Source organism: Primorskyibacter sp. S187A, from assembly GCF_049800955.1.
Classification (GTDB): Bacteria; Pseudomonadota; Alphaproteobacteria; order Rhodobacterales; family Rhodobacteraceae; genus JAKVBH01.
This window is the reverse complement of the sequence record NZ_JBNAGA010000001.1, coordinates 1,227,760-1,243,203: the sequence shown is the minus strand read 5'-3', so window position 1 is coordinate 1,243,203 and position 15,444 is coordinate 1,227,760. Positions and strand designations below refer to the sequence as shown.

13 protein-coding genes are annotated in these 15,444 nt (G+C 61.1%); 3 read left to right on the top strand and 10 right to left on the bottom strand.

Translation table 11 applies throughout. The features are described 5' to 3' along the window. Positions 1-2 precede the first annotated feature (2 nt). Entirely contained in the window at positions 3-728 is a 726-nt protein-coding gene (locus ACP15S_RS06225) for a GntR family transcriptional regulator (protein ID WP_425038707.1), read from the bottom strand. Positions 729-855: 127 nt separating this feature from the next. Here ACP15S_RS06225 and uxuA point away from each other — a divergent pair, with 127 nt between their 5' ends. Together uxuA and ACP15S_RS06215 are read left to right on the top strand one after the other, a co-directional pair. Then, on the top strand, positions 856-2,067 hold the full coding sequence (gene uxuA / locus ACP15S_RS06220; protein WP_425038706.1) for a mannonate dehydratase: 1,212 nt from the start codon (positions 856-858) through the stop codon (positions 2,065-2,067). Beyond that, a complete protein-coding gene (locus tag ACP15S_RS06215; protein ID WP_425038705.1) occupies positions 2,064-3,536 on the top strand; it encodes a mannitol dehydrogenase family protein in 1,473 nt (490 codons plus the stop codon). The genes uxuA and ACP15S_RS06215 overlap by 4 nt, the downstream gene beginning before the upstream one ends. A 606-nt stretch (positions 3,537-4,142) precedes the next feature. On the opposite strand, the gene kynU is transcribed toward ACP15S_RS06215, so the two are convergent. From kynU to ACP15S_RS06180, 7 genes are all read right to left on the bottom strand, one after another. Beyond that, complete coding sequence (gene kynU, locus ACP15S_RS06210) at positions 4,143-5,339, bottom strand: kynureninase (protein WP_425038704.1); 1,197 nt, start codon at positions 5,337-5,339, stop codon at positions 4,143-4,145. 51 nt (positions 5,340-5,390) lie between these two features. Then, a complete protein-coding gene (locus ACP15S_RS06205) occupies positions 5,391-6,017 on the bottom strand; it encodes an STAS domain-containing protein (RefSeq protein WP_425038703.1) in 627 nt (208 codons plus the stop codon). Between the two features lie 23 nt (positions 6,018-6,040). Then, positions 6,041-7,156, bottom strand: a complete 1,116-nt coding sequence (locus ACP15S_RS06200) for a SulP family inorganic anion transporter (protein WP_425038702.1) — start codon at positions 7,154-7,156, stop codon at positions 6,041-6,043. Between the two features lie 45 nt (positions 7,157-7,201). Then, positions 7,202-8,830, bottom strand: coding sequence for an alkaline phosphatase family protein (locus ACP15S_RS06195; RefSeq protein WP_425038701.1), 1,629 nt, complete (start codon positions 8,828-8,830; stop codon positions 7,202-7,204). 71 nt (positions 8,831-8,901) lie between these two features. After that, complete coding sequence (locus ACP15S_RS06190) at positions 8,902-9,927, bottom strand: TAXI family TRAP transporter solute-binding subunit (RefSeq protein WP_425038700.1); 1,026 nt, start codon at positions 9,925-9,927, stop codon at positions 8,902-8,904. Positions 9,928-9,948: 21 nt separating this feature from the next. Continuing rightward, positions 9,949-11,511, bottom strand: coding sequence for a TRAP transporter permease (locus tag ACP15S_RS06185; RefSeq protein WP_425039662.1), 1,563 nt, complete (start codon positions 11,509-11,511; stop codon positions 9,949-9,951). A gap of 18 nt (positions 11,512-11,529) precedes the next feature. Then, positions 11,530-11,808, bottom strand: coding sequence for a hypothetical protein (locus ACP15S_RS06180; RefSeq protein ID WP_425038699.1), 279 nt, complete (start codon positions 11,806-11,808; stop codon positions 11,530-11,532). Between the two features lie 119 nt (positions 11,809-11,927). On the opposite strand from ACP15S_RS06180, the gene ACP15S_RS06175 reads away from it, so the two are divergent. Next, complete coding sequence (locus ACP15S_RS06175; protein WP_425038698.1) at positions 11,928-12,704, top strand: IclR family transcriptional regulator; 777 nt, start codon at positions 11,928-11,930, stop codon at positions 12,702-12,704. 207 nt (positions 12,705-12,911) lie between these two features. Here the strand turns inward: ACP15S_RS06175 and ACP15S_RS06170 are convergent, their stop codons facing one another. Next, on the bottom strand, positions 12,912-14,846 hold the full coding sequence (locus ACP15S_RS06170; protein ID WP_425038697.1) for an acyl CoA:acetate/3-ketoacid CoA transferase: 1,935 nt from the start codon (positions 14,844-14,846) through the stop codon (positions 12,912-12,914). Further along, complete coding sequence (locus tag ACP15S_RS06165) at positions 14,843-15,439, bottom strand: SDR family oxidoreductase (protein WP_425038696.1); 597 nt, start codon at positions 15,437-15,439, stop codon at positions 14,843-14,845. The genes ACP15S_RS06170 and ACP15S_RS06165 overlap by 4 nt, the downstream gene beginning before the upstream one ends. Between the last annotated feature and the right edge of the window lie 5 nt (positions 15,440-15,444).

Genomic DNA, 15,444 nt, shown 5'->3' with positions numbered 1-15,444 from the left:
TCCTAGGGTTTTGGCATGTCTTCGCGGGACGGACCGCGCGAATTTTCGAAGTAATCAGGGTAGAGGTCCTGAACACGCGGCAGACTGTTGAGAATCTCGCGCAGATGGTCGCGCATGGCGTCCTCTGCTCCGCTCACAGTCTTTTGCTCGATGAAGTCGACGATGCGTTCATGCTGATCGATCAACTTGGAAATCGGGAATTCCTCGAAGGTGATGAAGCGCACACGGTCCATCTGCGACTTGATGCCTTCCAGGAAGTCCCAGGATTTCGCAAACCCGGCCCCTTGCGCCAGGGTCATGTGAAACTGTTCGTCCAGCTCCATGAATTTCTCGGGCGCGTCCTTGGCGACATCCTTTTGCATCGTCAGCTGCCTGCGCAATTCCCTGATCAGGTTTGCATCATCCTCGGATGCAAGTTTGCGGACGATGTCGGCCTCAACCGCTTCGCGCACAAAGCGCGCGTTCAACACGGCGTTGTAGTCGATCTTGCACACATAGGTGCCGCGCTGGGGGCGGACCTCGACCAGGCCTTCGTTCATCAAAGTGATGAAGGCCTCGCGGACCGGCTGGCGGCTGACGCCGTATTCCTTTGCAAGTTCGGGTTCGGACAGGCGCGACATGGGGCGCAGATCATTGCGGATGATGCGGCTTCGCAGAATGGCGCGCAATTGCGGGCTCACGGCCCTGCGGTGATCCAGCGTCCATCCCTCAACGTCGACCAAGTCCACAATCAAAATCCTCCCGCCCTTTCTATACTTGCCTACTTCCATACAAGTCAACAAAATGTTAGGATTTGCAAAGGCCCTTCAGGTCATCAATAGTTTCAATGCGTTACACATCGCAGCGGAGGACAACATGCAGCAATCTTGGCGTTGGTTCGGACCGAAGGACACGGTTTCGATTCCCGATATGCGACAGGCGGGCGTCACAGGCGTCGTCAGCGCGCTGCATCACATTCCCAACGGGGTGGTCTGGTCTGACGAGGACATCCGCCTGCGGCAGCGCCAGATCGAGCAAACGCCAGACGGCGAGCCCACCACTCTGGTGTGGAACGTCGTTGAAAGCCTGCCGGTGTCAGAAAACATCAAGCAACAGACTGGCGACTGGCGCGCGCATATCGAAAACTACAAGCAAAGCATTCGAAACCTCGCGCAGGCCGGCATACCCGTGATCTGCTACAATTTCATGCCTGTGCTGGATTGGACGCGGACAGATCTGGGCTTTGAGCTGGCCAACGGCGCCAGATGCATGCGCTTTGACCTGATCGATTTCGCCATCTTCGACATCTTCGTGCTGGCCCGCGATGGGGCGCGCGATGATTTCCCCGCCGACGTTGTGCGTCAGGCACAGGACCGCCGCGACACCATGAATGACGCTGATCTTGATGCGCTGATGCAGAACGTGATCTGCGGCCTGCCCGGCGCCGAGGAAGGGTATTCCCTCGACGATCTGCGCACTCATCTGGACGCCTATGGCAAGATCGACGCGGACCGTTTGCGCCAACACCAGATTGATTTCCTGAGCGAGGTCGTGCCCGTGGCCGAGGAGGTCGGCGCGCGTCTGTGCTGCCACCCCGATGATCCGCCCTTCGCCCTACTGGGCCTGCCGCGCATCATGTCCACCGAAGAGGATTACGCCCGTCTGATGGACGCCGTGCCATCGCCAGCGAACGGGATCACCCTGTGCAGCGGCTCGCTCGGCGTGCGCCCGGACAATGACCTGCCGGGCATGATGCGCCGCCTTGGCGCGCGGGTGCATTTCGTGCACCTGCGCAACGTCCGCCGCGAAACCGAAGGCTTGCCGAATTCCTTCCACGAGGCCGCTCACCTTGAGGGCGAGACGGATATGGTAGATCTGATCGCCGCCATTCTGGAAGAGGAGCGGCGCCGCGAGGCCCAAGGACGCAGCGATTGCAACATCCCCTTCCGCCCCGACCATGGACAAGACATCCTGAGCGACCTGGGCCAGAACAGCCAGCCGGGCTATCCCGCCGTCGGCCGCCTCAAGGGGCTGGCCGAGTTGCGCGGCATCATGGAGGCACTGTCCCACCCAAGGTCGGCAGCATGACGGGTTTGGGTGCCCGCAGTATCGCGTCCCTGCCCGACACCGCCGCGACCCCTTCGTATGACCGCGCCGCTTGCGGCGTAGGCATCGTGCATCTGGGCCTTGGCGCCTTTCACAAGGCGCATCAGGCGTTCTACACTGATGCGGCGATGGCGGCGCAGGGGGGCGACTGGAAAATCATCGGCGTCAGCATGCGCAACGCGCAGATTGCAACGGATTTCAACGCGCAGGACGGGCTGTTCACGCTCCTTGAGAAAGGCGTGGGCGGCACAAGCGCGCAGATCATCGGCAGCATTGACCACGCGCTGTGCGCGCGCAGCCAGCCGGAAGCGGTTCTGGATGTGCTGAGCGATGAGACCATCCGCGTGGTCACGACCACGGTGACCGAAAAGGGCTATGGCATCGACCGCGCGACCGGCGGCGTCGATCTCTCCAACCCCGTCATCGCGCAGGACCTCGCCCGCGCGCACGCGCCGGTTGGCGTCCTCGGCTTGATCGTGACGGCGCTTGAACGCCGCCGCGCCGCTGGCATCGCGCCCTTTACGGTTTTGTGCTGTGACAACCTGCCTGACAACGGCGCGTTTCTGCGCGCGGGCATCATAGACTTTGCCAATCGGCTCAGCACCGACTTGGGCCAATGGATCGCCGACTCGCTCCCCTGCCCGTCGTCCATGGTGGACCGCATCACACCCGCCCAAACCGACGACACCCGCGCTCTCGCGCAGGAATTGACGGGCACCGACGATGCGCTGGCGATCGAAACCGAGCGTTTCCATCAATGGGTCATCGAGGACAATTTCCCCACCGGACGCCCGGCCTGGGACGCAGCAGGCGCGATCTTTACCGATGATGTCGCGGCGTTCGAGAAAATGAAACTGCGCCTGCTCAATGGCAGCCACTCGCTGATTGCTTACATGGGACAGCTCTTGGGCAAGACCTATGTGCGCGACGTGATGGCCGACCCATGCCTTGAGGCCATTGTGCGCCACCATCTTGACCAGGCGGCCGTGACCCTGCCGCCCTTGGCCGCTATTGATGTGCCAGAGTATTGTAACGCGCTGATCGAGAGGTTCCGCAATCCCAACATCGCCCATGAAACGCTCCAGATTGCGGCCGACGGCTCCGAAAAAATGCCCCAACGGATTTTTGCCCCGGCCCTGGACGCCATCGCGATGGACGGGCCCATCGATGGTTTTGCCTTCGCGACGGCCCTTTGGATGTGGTTTTGCAAAGGCGATGTGACATCGCCCACCCCCTTGAACGATCCGCGCGCGGACCTGCTGCGAAAGGCGGCCATGGCCGATACACCGGAAGATATGCTGGCGGGTTTTGAAACCCTGCAGAGCGTCTTTCCCAATGACCTGATATCGTCTTCAAGATGGCGCAAGGCCCTGCTTGAGGTCCTGAAAGATCTTGCGGACAATCCGATGGACCGCGTCATTGAAACGACCTGCAGACGGATCAACGGATGACGGCCTGATCGATGCGTGAGCCGGTCCTGGCGCTGTCTCATCCCAATCACGAAGCGCCACGCCCGGCCTCATGCATGAGCGCCATCCCGCCACTTATGTTGCCGGTCGAGCTTTGCGCAAAACTCCGCGGTTCGCGTTCATTGCGGCTACCGGAGCTCCTCGGGAAACGGCCCAAAACGCGGCGATGCCGGCGCGAGACACATGTGCCGAACTGTCGTGGCGCGATGTCCCGACCCTTGATGACAAGGCCCAGGTCATGACTGACCGCCAAAAGACGCGACACCCGATCCAAGACCGAAAAGGCCCCTGCCAGACCGGACGGCCAGACATCGGGAACATCGACAAGGACCGGCGCCTCGTCAGAATTGGCCCATAGCCAAACGTTTTCACCGCTTTCGCTGCCGCGCAGCCCGCGCTGGGTCTGAATGGCGCCGGGGGTCTCTGCCTTCGGTTCTACGGCCGGGGCAAGCGCGATCCGCGCACTGATATCATGCCGCGCATGGTTTAAGGGGAGTTCGGGATGGCTGGCCGGGCCTCAACCTCCTGACGGACGACCCCCGCGTGCTGCCTGAGGAAACTATGCCCCGGGGCGGAGCTTCCTGCGCCTCAAGTGACCAGCGCGCGTTTCTGAAATGCGTCTTGCGTGTAGCGTTCCTCGCGCAAGATCCGCTCAAGCGTGTCGACGGCTGCAATGATCTCGGCCTCGCCGACAAAGAGTGGCGTGATGCCAAACCGCATGACGTTTGGCGCGCGGAAATCACCGATCACATTATCGGCGATCAGCGCCTGCATGGCGGCATAACCGTGTTCGAAGGCGAAGGAGACATGGCTGCCGCGTCTCTGCGGATCGCGTGGGCTGACCAGCGTGAGGCCGGGGCACCGGGCTTCGACCTCGCGAATAAAGAGCTCAGACAATTCGATGGACTTCGCGTGAACCTCGGTCACGTCAACCTTGTCCCAGACATCGAGCGCAACCGACAGCAAGGCGAAAGAGGCAATCGAGGGCGTTCCGATGCGCATCCGCTCGATCTTGCCCGGCATGGGGCGGTAATCGGTGTCAAAGGCGAAGGGCGCTTCGTGGCCGTACCACCCGGAGAGAAATGGCTCGGCACTCTCCAGCAAGCGCGGCGCGACATAAATGAAGGCAGGCGCACCGGGGCCGCCGTTGAGGTATTTGTAGGTGCAGCCGACAGCGAAATCAGCGTCGAGCCCGCCCACATCTACGGGCACCGCACCAGCAGAATGCGCCAGATCCCAGACGACGACGGCTCCCTTGGCATGGGCGCGCTCGATGATGGCTCTCATGTCATGGCGGCGGCCCGTGCGGTAATCCACCTCCGTGACCATCACGACGCCGACCTCCTCGGTAATGTGATCCAGCACATCCTCGGGATCGGGCGTGCGCAACTCGTATCCGGCATCCTTCAGCTTGATCAGCCCCTCGACCATGTAAAGATCGGTCGGAAAATTGCCGTTGTCCGACAGGATCACCTTGCGCTCTGGCACCATCGCCATGCCCGCAGCCACCGCCTGAAACACCTTGATCGACAGCGTGTCGCCCACAACGGTGGTGCCCGCCTCAGCCCCGATCAACCGCCCGACACGGTTGCCCAGCGTATTGGTCTGCATGAACCAGTTCTTCGTGTTCCAGCCCTTGATGAGCTCCGAGCGCCATTCGTCATTGAGAAAACTGGTCATCGCCGGTACGGACGCGCGCGGCATCGGCCCCAGGGAATTGCCATTCAGGTAGATCATCCCGTCGGGCAGATCGAACTGCGCCCGTGTCCATTCGAAATCAGTCATGTCTCGTCCTTTCCGGAGCAATCGTCGTAGGGCTTGGCAGAGCGATGCACATCATGCAGCACCTCCCGGTTTTTGCGCGCATTCCATGAACATGCGCAGCTTGCAGTCTTTGCATATGTTGTCGTCAGCGGCCGCTACCGCGGCTGCGATGGCCTCGCCCTTGTTGTTGTGCAGATTCTCGCGGCCCAATTCATCGAAAACATGCAGCCGTTTCAAGATCAGCAGAGCGGGGGCATTTGTGGTGAAGATACGGAAATCGGCCCCGGCTTTGCGTGCGCGCCGAATTTCCTTGAGCAAGAGGCTCGCGCCGGACAGATCAATCTTCCACAGCCCTTTCAAACCCATGAGTTTGGTCTTTGGCACCGGGCTTGCGGCTTCGGCTTTTCTGAATTGTTGCTCCACGTTCTCAACTGAGGCAAAAAACAGCGGCCCATCGACCCGGATGACCGAAATCTGCGGGCATTCCGGCAGACCATAAGTGGCCGCGTTCTTGAACACACGCCGCCCGTTGATGTTGGTCGGTGCGCCCACAGCCACAACCGGGTGCGCGCTGTCATACAAAAACACGCAAAGCGATGTGATCGCGCCCACGACAATGGCCAGATCAAGCTCTGTGAAAATGCCGGTGAAGAACGTGGCCGCGAGGATCGCCGTCTCCTTGCGATTGGACTCCAGCACATGGCGGACTTCCGCGAAGTTTATCAGCTGTAGGACACAAACAGGATGACGCCCGCCATGGCCGGAACAGGGACAAATTCCAGATAGGGGGCGAGGACAAACAACAAGACCACCAGAAAGCCCGCCGCAAAGATGGTGGACATGGGCGTCTGGGCGCCCGCATCAGCGTTCAGGCCCGACCGGGTGAAGGACCCGGACCCGGCATAACACTGGAAGAAAGACCCCACGGCATTGGAGAGCCCCTGCCCCACCATCTCCTGGCTTGAATCGTAAGGCTCATCGCGGCGCAGGGCGAAGGCGCGTCCGATGGAAATGGCCTCCAACAGGCCGACGAAAGCCACAGTTGCGGCGATGGGCAGGAGTTCGACCATCAAGCCCGGCGACAGGTCCGGTGCGCCAATGGCCGGAACAATCGAGGCAAGAGGCGCGAACATGGCAACGCCTTGCGCGGGTGCCTGCAGGAACCACGCCACACCCGAGCCGACGGCTAGAGCGATGATGTAAGACGGTATCTTCTTGCTGAAGCGGGACAAGACAACGAGCGTGAGGATCGTGGCGCTTGCGATGATGACGGCGGTCATATTCACATGATCGATATGCCGGGCCACATGGATCAGCCGCTCCAGAACACCTCCGCCCCCGCCCGCTTTAAGGCCAAGCGCGCCACCAAGCTGGCTGGCGGCGATAAGGAACGCAGCTGCTGCGGTGAACCCGATCAGGACCGAGTGCGATATGAACGAAATCAGTCCGCCCAGTTTGAAGAGTCCTGCGATAATCTGGATCACACCCACCATCAGCGTCAGCGTGAAGATCATTGCGATGTAGTCTTCCGATCCCGGCGTCGCGAATTGCGACATGGAGGCAAAGATGACGGCCGAGATGGCGGTGGTCGGGCCGGAGACCATGATCATGGACGCGCCCCAGATCCCGGCGATCAGGGCAACGACAACGGCGGTGAACAAGCCGAACTCAGGCGGAAGCCCCGCGATGATCGCAAAGGCCACACCTTGGGGCAAAACGATCGCCGCACCGGTGAGGCCGGCCATCGCATCCGCCTTGAGCGTGCCGCTATCGACCCGGGCGAACCACGGTCGCACAGGGCTGAGCGATGATGCCAATGCTTTGAGCCTGGGGTGCATGGGGGTCTCCGAGCCTGCGCCTCAGGCCCTAGCGGGTGAATACGGTCAGCCTTGCGAGCGCTTTGCGTCCTCTTCCAGCGCGGCTTGGAGATCAGCTTCCGTTGGGAACCCGATAATGATCCCGGCCTTGGCCTCATTGAGGTCCTGCCCGCGCCGCTCGATCTCGGCATCGGATATCGTGGTGCGCTGGCTGATGCGGCGGGTCCATTGGAAGAACAGCGCCTGCAGGCGGTCGCATTCGGCGGCGTAATCGGGATTGTCCCCCAGATCGCGGAACTCGTCGGGGTCGGTCTCCAGATCAAACAGCATCGGGCGGAAGCCTTCGGCAAAGATGTATTTCCAGCGCCCGTCAAACAGCATCGTCAGTTTGGCATCTGCGACACTGACCCCCAGACGGCGGCGGACTTGCCGCATGGAATAGTCGTATTCCGAGACGACGAATTCCCGCAGGGTTTCGGTCTTGCCATGCAAGAGCGGCAGCAGGGATTTGCCTTCGATGATGTGGGGCACGTCCGCGCCGCCGAAATAATCCAGAAACGTCGGCGTCAGATCAATCGCCTCGACCAGCGCGTCAGAGACGGTGCCGCGCGTCGCGTCCGCCTCGGGGCTTGGATCAACGACAATAAGCGGAATACGGGCGGAAGGGTCGTGGAACAGCTCCTTCTCGCCCAACCAGTGATCGCCCAGATAGTCGCCGTGGTCGGAGGTAAAGACGATCATTGTCTCGTCCGTCAGGCCTTTGGCATCGAGATAGGTCATCAGCTCGCCCATCTGGTCGTCGATCTGCTTGATCAGGCCCATATAGGCGCCGATGACCATGGAGCGCGTGGTCCCATTGGTGAAGGCCTTGGAGACACGCTCTTGCATAAAGGCCCCAAAAACCGGGTGCGGGTCCTCCTGCTCGGCCTCGCTGCGCAGCACCGGGGCGTGCGTCTCGGGCGGGTACATGTCGTGATAGGGCGCAGGCACGATGTAAGGCCAATGCGGCTTGATAAAACTCAGGTGCAGGCACCAGGGCGTGTCGCCGGCCTCGTCGATGAATTCCATCGCGCGACAGGTAATATAGGGGGTTTCGCTTTCCTCGTCGGCGGCGCGCGCCTTGAGGTCCGAGTTATCAAGGAACCAACCGCTGAGGATGTTGCCATCGGCGTCCTCGCCGCTGTTGGCGACACTGTCCCAGGGGTTTTCATCCTCCCAGCCGCGCTCCTTCATGTATGCGTCATACTTCTTGTTGCGCTTGCCGTAGGCCGTGCTTGGGTGCAGCCCGTCATCGCGTTCATAGGGCTCGAACCCACATTCCGACACCAGCGCACCGATCTGGCTGTCGGGGGCCAGGCCAAGGCGTTTCATCCCTTCCGCATCGGCGGCCATGTGGGTCTTTCCGCAGAGCACAGTCCGCACGCCGAGGGGGCGCAAATGATCACCCAAGGTCATTTCGCCCACTTTTAACGGGATGCTGTTCCACGTCGATCCATGCGAGCTGACGTAGCGCCCCGTGTAGAAGGACATCCGCGACGGACCGCAGATGGGCGACTGGACATAGGCGCGATCAAACCGGACGCCGCGTTTGGCCAGCGCGTCGATATTGGGCGTGTCGAGGCCCGGATGCCCCGCGCAGGACAAGTAGTCCCACCGCAGTTGATCACACATGATGAAGAGGACGTTCTTGGTCATGAGACGCTCCGGGATCAGCCTGTCAATCAAGTTCGGGAGGCCGGGGCTTGGAACAGCCCCGGCCCAGTTTATCAGCTGCGGGCAGCGTCAGGGATATCGACACCAAGCTCTGTGAGCGCGCGCAGCGCCCCGGGATGCAGGGCCAGGTTGATGTCCTTGACCGCAGCAGCAGGCGTGACGGCGCGAAGCCAAGGCGCACTTTCACCGGCCTCTGCGACACCTGCATAGAACGCTTTGGTCATCTGATAGATCATCTCTTCATCAGCGTTCTCATTGGCCACGATGCCAACGGTCACGCCAAGCGTTGTGACATCGCTGTCGTTCAACTGATTGTCGCCATAGACGCCTGCGGGCAACGTGGCCGCGCTGAAGCCCGGACGGCCAACGAGTTTCTGGACCGCCTCGGTTTCGAGCTTGTCTGCGGGAATGCCAAGGAAGCGTATTTGGTTGGTCACGGCGATCTGCGTGAGCGCGGGGCTCGGCGCGTTGGTCGGGTTGCAATAGACGTCGATGTTGCCATCCTGGAACGCGGCGGCTGCGGCATCCCAGCCCAGCTTGACGGCCTCATAGTCTTTACCTTCTTCGAGACCCGCCACCGCTTTGAACGAACGGTTCATGGTGGCGAAGGCTGCGCCGCCGGGGGGGCCAAGGAAAACGCGCTTGCCCGCGATCTGATCCATCGAGGTGATGCCGGAATCCCCATAGACCGCGATATGGTAAACGCCCATTGGGAAATTCAGGACGGTGCGCAGTTTCTTGACCAGCTCGGGTGCTTCATCAATCTTGGCATACATCGCCGCCTTGTTGCGCATCAAAGCGTGGATGGCAGGTGAGGACATGCAGAAGTCGCTGCGGCCCATGGCCACTTCCAGCACGTGGCGTGTCGCGGCGCCAGTGGCGTTCAACTGGATCTCGTAGTCGGGCAAGGCGCCGTTTACGATATTGGCGAATGTCGTCATCACAAGGTTGGGGCTGGTGCCCGGCCCAAGCGTGGACATGCGCAGCAATTCCTTGGCGAAGGCCGCGCGGGGCAGAGCCGCGATGGCAGCGGCACTTGCGGCGGTTCCCAAAAGCGAACGGCGGGTTAGTGTTGTCATGGTGGTTTCCTCCTCTGGATTTTAAGACTTTTCGGGAACCATGAAGCTGCCGAATTTGACGACGGACCACATCGCGATCGTGGCGAGCACAGCGCGCCACGCAACAAGCGGGCTCAAGAATAGCAGCGCGAAGGCCAGCGCGAGGCCAATCGGCGCGTAGCGGGCCGTGCCCTTGGCCGGGTAACAGGCGCGCGAGATGTGTAGTACGGCAAGCGTGACGAACAGGATCGACTGGGCCGACTCGGCCAGCGGATATCCTGTGCCCAGAAGCATCGCGGGCTGGTAGATGAACGCGAACGGGATCACGAACCCGGGCAAGGCCAGCCGGGAGGCCTCCACGGCGGTGCGCATGGCCCCGGCCCCGGCAATGGGTGCTGCGGCGAAGGCTGCAAGGGCCACAGGGGGCGTCACGGCAGACAGCACGCCGAAATAGAGCACGAACATATGCGTGTGGATAATCGGTACGCCAAGCTGTTGCAGCGCGGGGCCCATGACCAGCACGATGATCAGGTAGGCAGGAACAGTTGGCATCCCCATGCCCAGAAGCAGACAGGCCAGCGCCATCAAGAGCAGCGAGACCGCCAGTTGCCCGTCCGCATAGCTGCCCACGAGGGAGGCAAACCGCAGGCCGACACCGGTCAGGTTCAGGATGCCGATGATGATGCCAACGGCACCCACGATCACCACGAGTTGCGCCGAGATCATACCAGCCGAGCGGATGAACTTGAGCCATGAGGCCGCATCCGTCAGCAACGAGGGCTTAAGGGCAAAGCCAAAGACGATGGCAAAGGCCACGCCGATAAACCCGGCATAGGCAGGAGACGATCCGCCCACCATGGCCACGACGATTGCCGTGAGCGACAGCATGAACACGATGATCTGGGCCACCTCGCGCCAGGCAAAGCGCATCTTTGGCTGCTCGGAGACATCAAGGTCCATGTCCCGTGCCGCACTGGACGTCGCCATGAACAGACCTGTGTAGTAGAGGATGGCGGGCACCGCGGCCGCGACACAGATCGTAAGATAGGGCTGCCCCGTAACGTCAGCCATGATGAAGGCGACAGCCCCCATGATCGGCGGCGTGATCTGCCCGCCGCTGGAGGCGGCCGCCTCAACTGCGCCGGCGAAATGCGCTTTGAACCCGCGCTTCTTGATCAGCGGAATGGTGATGACCCCGGTGCCCACGACATTGGCCACCGCACTGCCGGAGATCGTGCCGAATAGCCCGCTGGCAATCGTGGCTGCGGCGGCGGGACCGGACCGGACACGACCCGTCGCGGCCAGCGCGAGTTTGACCAGAACCTTGTCGATGGTCAGAAACTCAAGGATCGCGCCGAAGATGATGAAAATCAGGATGGTAGACACGACAGTCGCCATCGGACGCCCGAAAACGCCGTCAAACGAATACCAAAGCACCTGGATCAACTCTTCAGACGTCATGCCTGCATGGCGCATGAAACCCGGGGCATGCTGCCCAAACGCGCCATAGATCAGAACAAAGGCCGCGACGCAGGCCATGACCATGCCAACAGAGCGGCGCGTCAGCTCGATCACGGCGATCAGTCCCAGTGTCCCCAGCCAGATATCCGCTGAGGTCAGGAATTAAAGACCGGTCTCAATCTCCGCCGCCGCGCGAAAGTATTGATAAACAACGACGCTCAGAAGCGCCGCCGTGATGAGCGCCAGCAGCTTTCCAATGAGACTTTGGCTGCCCTCGATCTGCGCCAGCAGGATCAACAGCCCGCCCACCAGAAGCATACCCACTCGTAGATAGGACTCGCGAAAGACCCCGAATACCGAGACGTAGAAAACAACGACGATGACCAGAGCGCACAGAGCCAGGTTCAGTCCGGTGACGGATTTCGAAAGCACGTTCTGCATTGTTTCCCTCCTCCTCGATATGCGTCGGCGCGGCTCCCTGCCCGTCCAAAGCGCATGTGCGCAAAAGGCTAGACAAAAATAAAGCTTTGGTCGAACCTGCGTTTCACTAGGTGAAACGCATGACAAAAACCAATCGCTCTGTCGAACGCAGCATGAAAATACTCGAAGTAGTCTCGGGTAGTGGCGTGTGTTCCTTGGCTTTTTTGGCTGATCAGACGGGTTTGCCAAAATCCACCATTCTGAGAATCTGCGCGACCCTCGTGGGTCAGAGATGGCTCACCCAAAGCCGCAGCGACAACCGCTACCGGATTGGGTCCGGCTTTCCGCGACTTGGCGGCTCATCCGATTCGATGGATGCGCTTGTCGAAGCCGGAAGCGCGCAGATCATGGACCTTTCCGGGGATACCGGCCTCGGCGTCGATCTTGCGGCGGCCATCGGGAACGGGCGTGTCGAAATCGTTGATACGACGCGGCAATATAGCGAGCATGGCATCTTCCCCGATTGCATCGGGTATCGTCCCTCGCCTTTCCGGTCGGCCCTGGGCGGCGCCTTTCTCGCGGCCCTGGGGCCAAAGGAGCTCATGGAATATTCAGATGTTCTATCTGCCAATACCACAGGCCGGGATCGTGCGGCGGCCTTGCAGCTTCCGGCCAAACTCAAGGACATCCGGACGCGGGGCTTTGCCAGCCGCGAACCGGGGTACTGGGGGCGCGCGGTTGATTACGGGGGCGTTCCAAGCGCAATAGGCGTCGCCATTCGCGCAGGTGATCAGGTTGTGGGGGCGTTGAGCCTTGTCTGGCTGGCCGAGAGGCGCAGCGTTGACGAGGTGGCTCAGGCACACCTAGGGCGGCTCACTGTGACCGCAAAGACCATCGGCGCGCAATTCGCATCTTAAAGCCTGACGACCGAATATTGATCCCCAGTGTCTCCTGGTTGTGCTCAGCACAAGCCGACCGAGGGTGGCGCGGGACGCGCCGCCCCTGGGGGCGGTCGGCGCGTGGCCTTCCTTGCGGAAGGCTGGAGATACAATACTGTTGGGACCAATATTCGGTCGTCAGGCTTTAGGTTCGTCTAACCGACTTTGAGACACCCCAAGCGCCCATCACGACGTTTTGCCGGCTCCGAGAAATGCCTGCGCCTTTGCGCTGGTCTCGAAAATATGCGTGCGCGCGTCGGGAAAGACCTCTCCCAGTTTCATCCTCATGAAGGCGGAGCCGGAATAGCGCGAGACCTGGGCGTAGTACCGCTCGGTCAACCCGTTGACCATGTCGGCCCAGTTGGTTTCAAGCGCTTCATCAATGCGAAACCCGTCATAGTTCACAATGACATCCACCCGCGCGCCATGCGCCTCGCAGACCCGCGCCACGGCATCCCGCACAAGGTCGATGTCTTCATGCGTGCGGATGCGCATCTTCTCGAAGTTAAGGAACAACTGCCCAAGCTTGCTGTCGATCGCAACACGATCCGGCAGATCGAGATGCAGCAGGTCGGTCCGCAGCCCCATTTCGTCCGCGCCGAAGATGCGCGGGTCCATGAGAGAGACGTCTTCGACGATGGGCCGCGCATCCATCAGGCGCAGAATATCTCGCTCCAGATCAATACCGGGGGCGACTTCGATCAGTTTTAGGCCGCCCGAGGTCAGCTCAAAGACGCAGCGCTCAGTCACATACAGGACCGGTTGGCCCAAACGCGCCGCCCGCGCGCCCGAGAATGATATCTGCTCCACATGGTCCAGAAACTTCCGCGCCTTGCCCTCTTGCCGTATCTCCACCCCGTCTTCGCTGATCCGCACGTCCAGCCCCTGCGCGGTAAACGTACCCGCAAAGACCACGGCACGGGCGTTCTGGCTGATATTGATGAACCCGCCTGCACCGGCCAGCCGGGGGCCAAACCGCGAGACATTCACATTTCCTGCGGCATCGGCCTGGGCGAGCCCGAGACAAGCCAGATCGAGCCCACCGCCATCGTAGAAGTCGAATTGGTTGTTTTGTGGGATAACGGCATCGGTATTGACCGCGGCCCCGAAATCGAGACCGGAGGCGGGCTGGCCGCCGATGACGCCGGGTTCCGCTGTCAGCGTCAGATGCTCCAGCAGCCCTTCTTCCGCCGCGACCGAAGCCACCCCTTCCGGCATGCCAATGCCGAGATTGACCACGCCGTTCACAGGCAGTTCAAAGGCACAGCGCCGCGCGATCACCTTGCGCGCATCCAGCGGCATGGCGGGCATCTCACCCAGAGGCGGCTTGATCCGGTTGGTGAAGGCCTGGCTAAAGGCGGTGCTGTAGGTTTGCAGATGGTTCTCGGGTTTGGCGACGACAACGGCATCCACCAGAATGCCCGGAATATGCACATCCCGCGCAGGCAGCGATCCCGCGCGGGCAACGCGTTCGACCTGAACGATCACTACGCCGCCTGCGTTATGCACGGCCATGGCCTGCGCCAGATTGTCGATGGTCAGCGCCTCACGCTCCATCGTGACATTGCCCGCCTCATCCGCTGTTGTGCCGCGCAACAGAGCAACGGTCAGTTTCTGCGCCGGATAGAAGAGGATCTCTTCACCACCCATTTCCATCAGCTCGACCTGCGGCTCGGTGGAGACATCGTTGATCGCCCCGCCGCCGTTTCGTGGGTCAACAAAGGTCTCCAGCCCAACCTTGGACAGCATCCCCGGCTTGCCCGCGGCAATGTCACGGTAAAGCTGACTGATGACACCTTGCGGCAGGTTCCACCCCTCGATCTTGCCATCCGTCGCCAGTCTGGCAACCTTGGGGATCAACCCCCAATGTCCGCCGACAACCCGTTTTAGCAGGCCTTCATGGCCCAACCTGTTCAAACCGCGGTCTTTGCCGTCGCCTTGCCCCGCAGCAAAGACCAGCGACAAATCACGCGGATGCCCGGTTTCGACAAAGCGGGTCTCAAGAGCGGCCAGAAGTTCATCCGGTACGCCGATCCCCACGAAACCGGATGTCGTAATAGTGTCGCCGTCCTTGATCAGGGCGGCGGCTTCAGACGGGGAAACAACCTTGCTCGCTTTCATACCGCAGTCCCCCTACCATCCACCGGCAAGGCGACCCCGGTGATGTTTTCCGCAACCTCCGAGCACAGGGACACAGCAACGCCCGCCAGCTGTTCCACGGTTGCGACTTTCTTGGTCCATTGCGCAGCCAGCAAGACGTTTCGCTTGACCTCTTTCTCGGTCATGCCGCGCGATTTGGCCGTATCGGGGATTTGCTTCTCGACCAACGGCGTCAGCACATAGCCCGGACAGATCGCATTGCAGGTGATCCCATCTTCGGCCACTTCAAGCGCAATCGTCTTGGACATGCCGACCACACCGTGTTTGGCCGTGACATAGGCCGATTTGAAGGGTGATGCGACGAGCCCGTGCGCGCTGGCGGTATTGATCAAAGCCTCGATCTGATCCGGTTTGGTCATGTCGGCGCTGTCATAGCTCACCTGACCGGCGGCGGAGGCATCCAGGTCTGCGCGTGTCCTTTCGATCTCTGCTGCATCGCCAAAACCGTTCAGGACGACATTCGCGCCTGCTTGCGCAAAGCCCCGCGCCAGCCCCAAACCGATGCCCGAGGTTGAGCCTGTGATGACTGCTGTCTTACCCGTGAGATCTGTCATGTTCG

Excerpts from the sequence above, each read along its gene's own strand:
- ACP15S_RS06190 (WP_425038700.1), bottom strand. The coding sequence starts at position 9,927 with ATGACAACACTAACCCGCCGTTCGCTTTTGGGAACCGCCGCAAGTGCC.
- ACP15S_RS06180 (WP_425038699.1), bottom strand. The coding sequence starts at position 11,808 with ATGCAGAACGTGCTTTCGAAATCCGTCACCGGACTGAACCTGGCTCTG.
- ACP15S_RS06200 (WP_425038702.1), bottom strand. The coding sequence starts at position 7,156 with ATGCACCCCAGGCTCAAAGCATTGGCATCATCGCTCAGCCCTGTGCGA.
- uxuA (WP_425038706.1), top strand. The coding sequence starts at position 856 with ATGCAGCAATCTTGGCGTTGGTTCGGACCGAAGGACACGGTTTCGATT.
- ACP15S_RS06175 (WP_425038698.1), top strand. The coding sequence starts at position 11,928 with ATGACAAAAACCAATCGCTCTGTCGAACGCAGCATGAAAATACTCGAA.
- ACP15S_RS06195 (WP_425038701.1), bottom strand. The coding sequence starts at position 8,830 with ATGACCAAGAACGTCCTCTTCATCATGTGTGATCAACTGCGGTGGGAC.
- ACP15S_RS06170 (WP_425038697.1), bottom strand. The coding sequence starts at position 14,846 with ATGAAAGCGAGCAAGGTTGTTTCCCCGTCTGAAGCCGCCGCCCTGATC.
- ACP15S_RS06165 (WP_425038696.1), bottom strand. The coding sequence starts at position 15,439 with ATGACAGATCTCACGGGTAAGACAGCAGTCATCACAGGCTCAACCTCG.
- kynU (WP_425038704.1), bottom strand. The coding sequence starts at position 5,339 with ATGACTGATTTCGAATGGACACGGGCGCAGTTCGATCTGCCCGACGGG.
- ACP15S_RS06215 (WP_425038705.1), top strand. The coding sequence starts at position 2,064 with ATGACGGGTTTGGGTGCCCGCAGTATCGCGTCCCTGCCCGACACCGCC.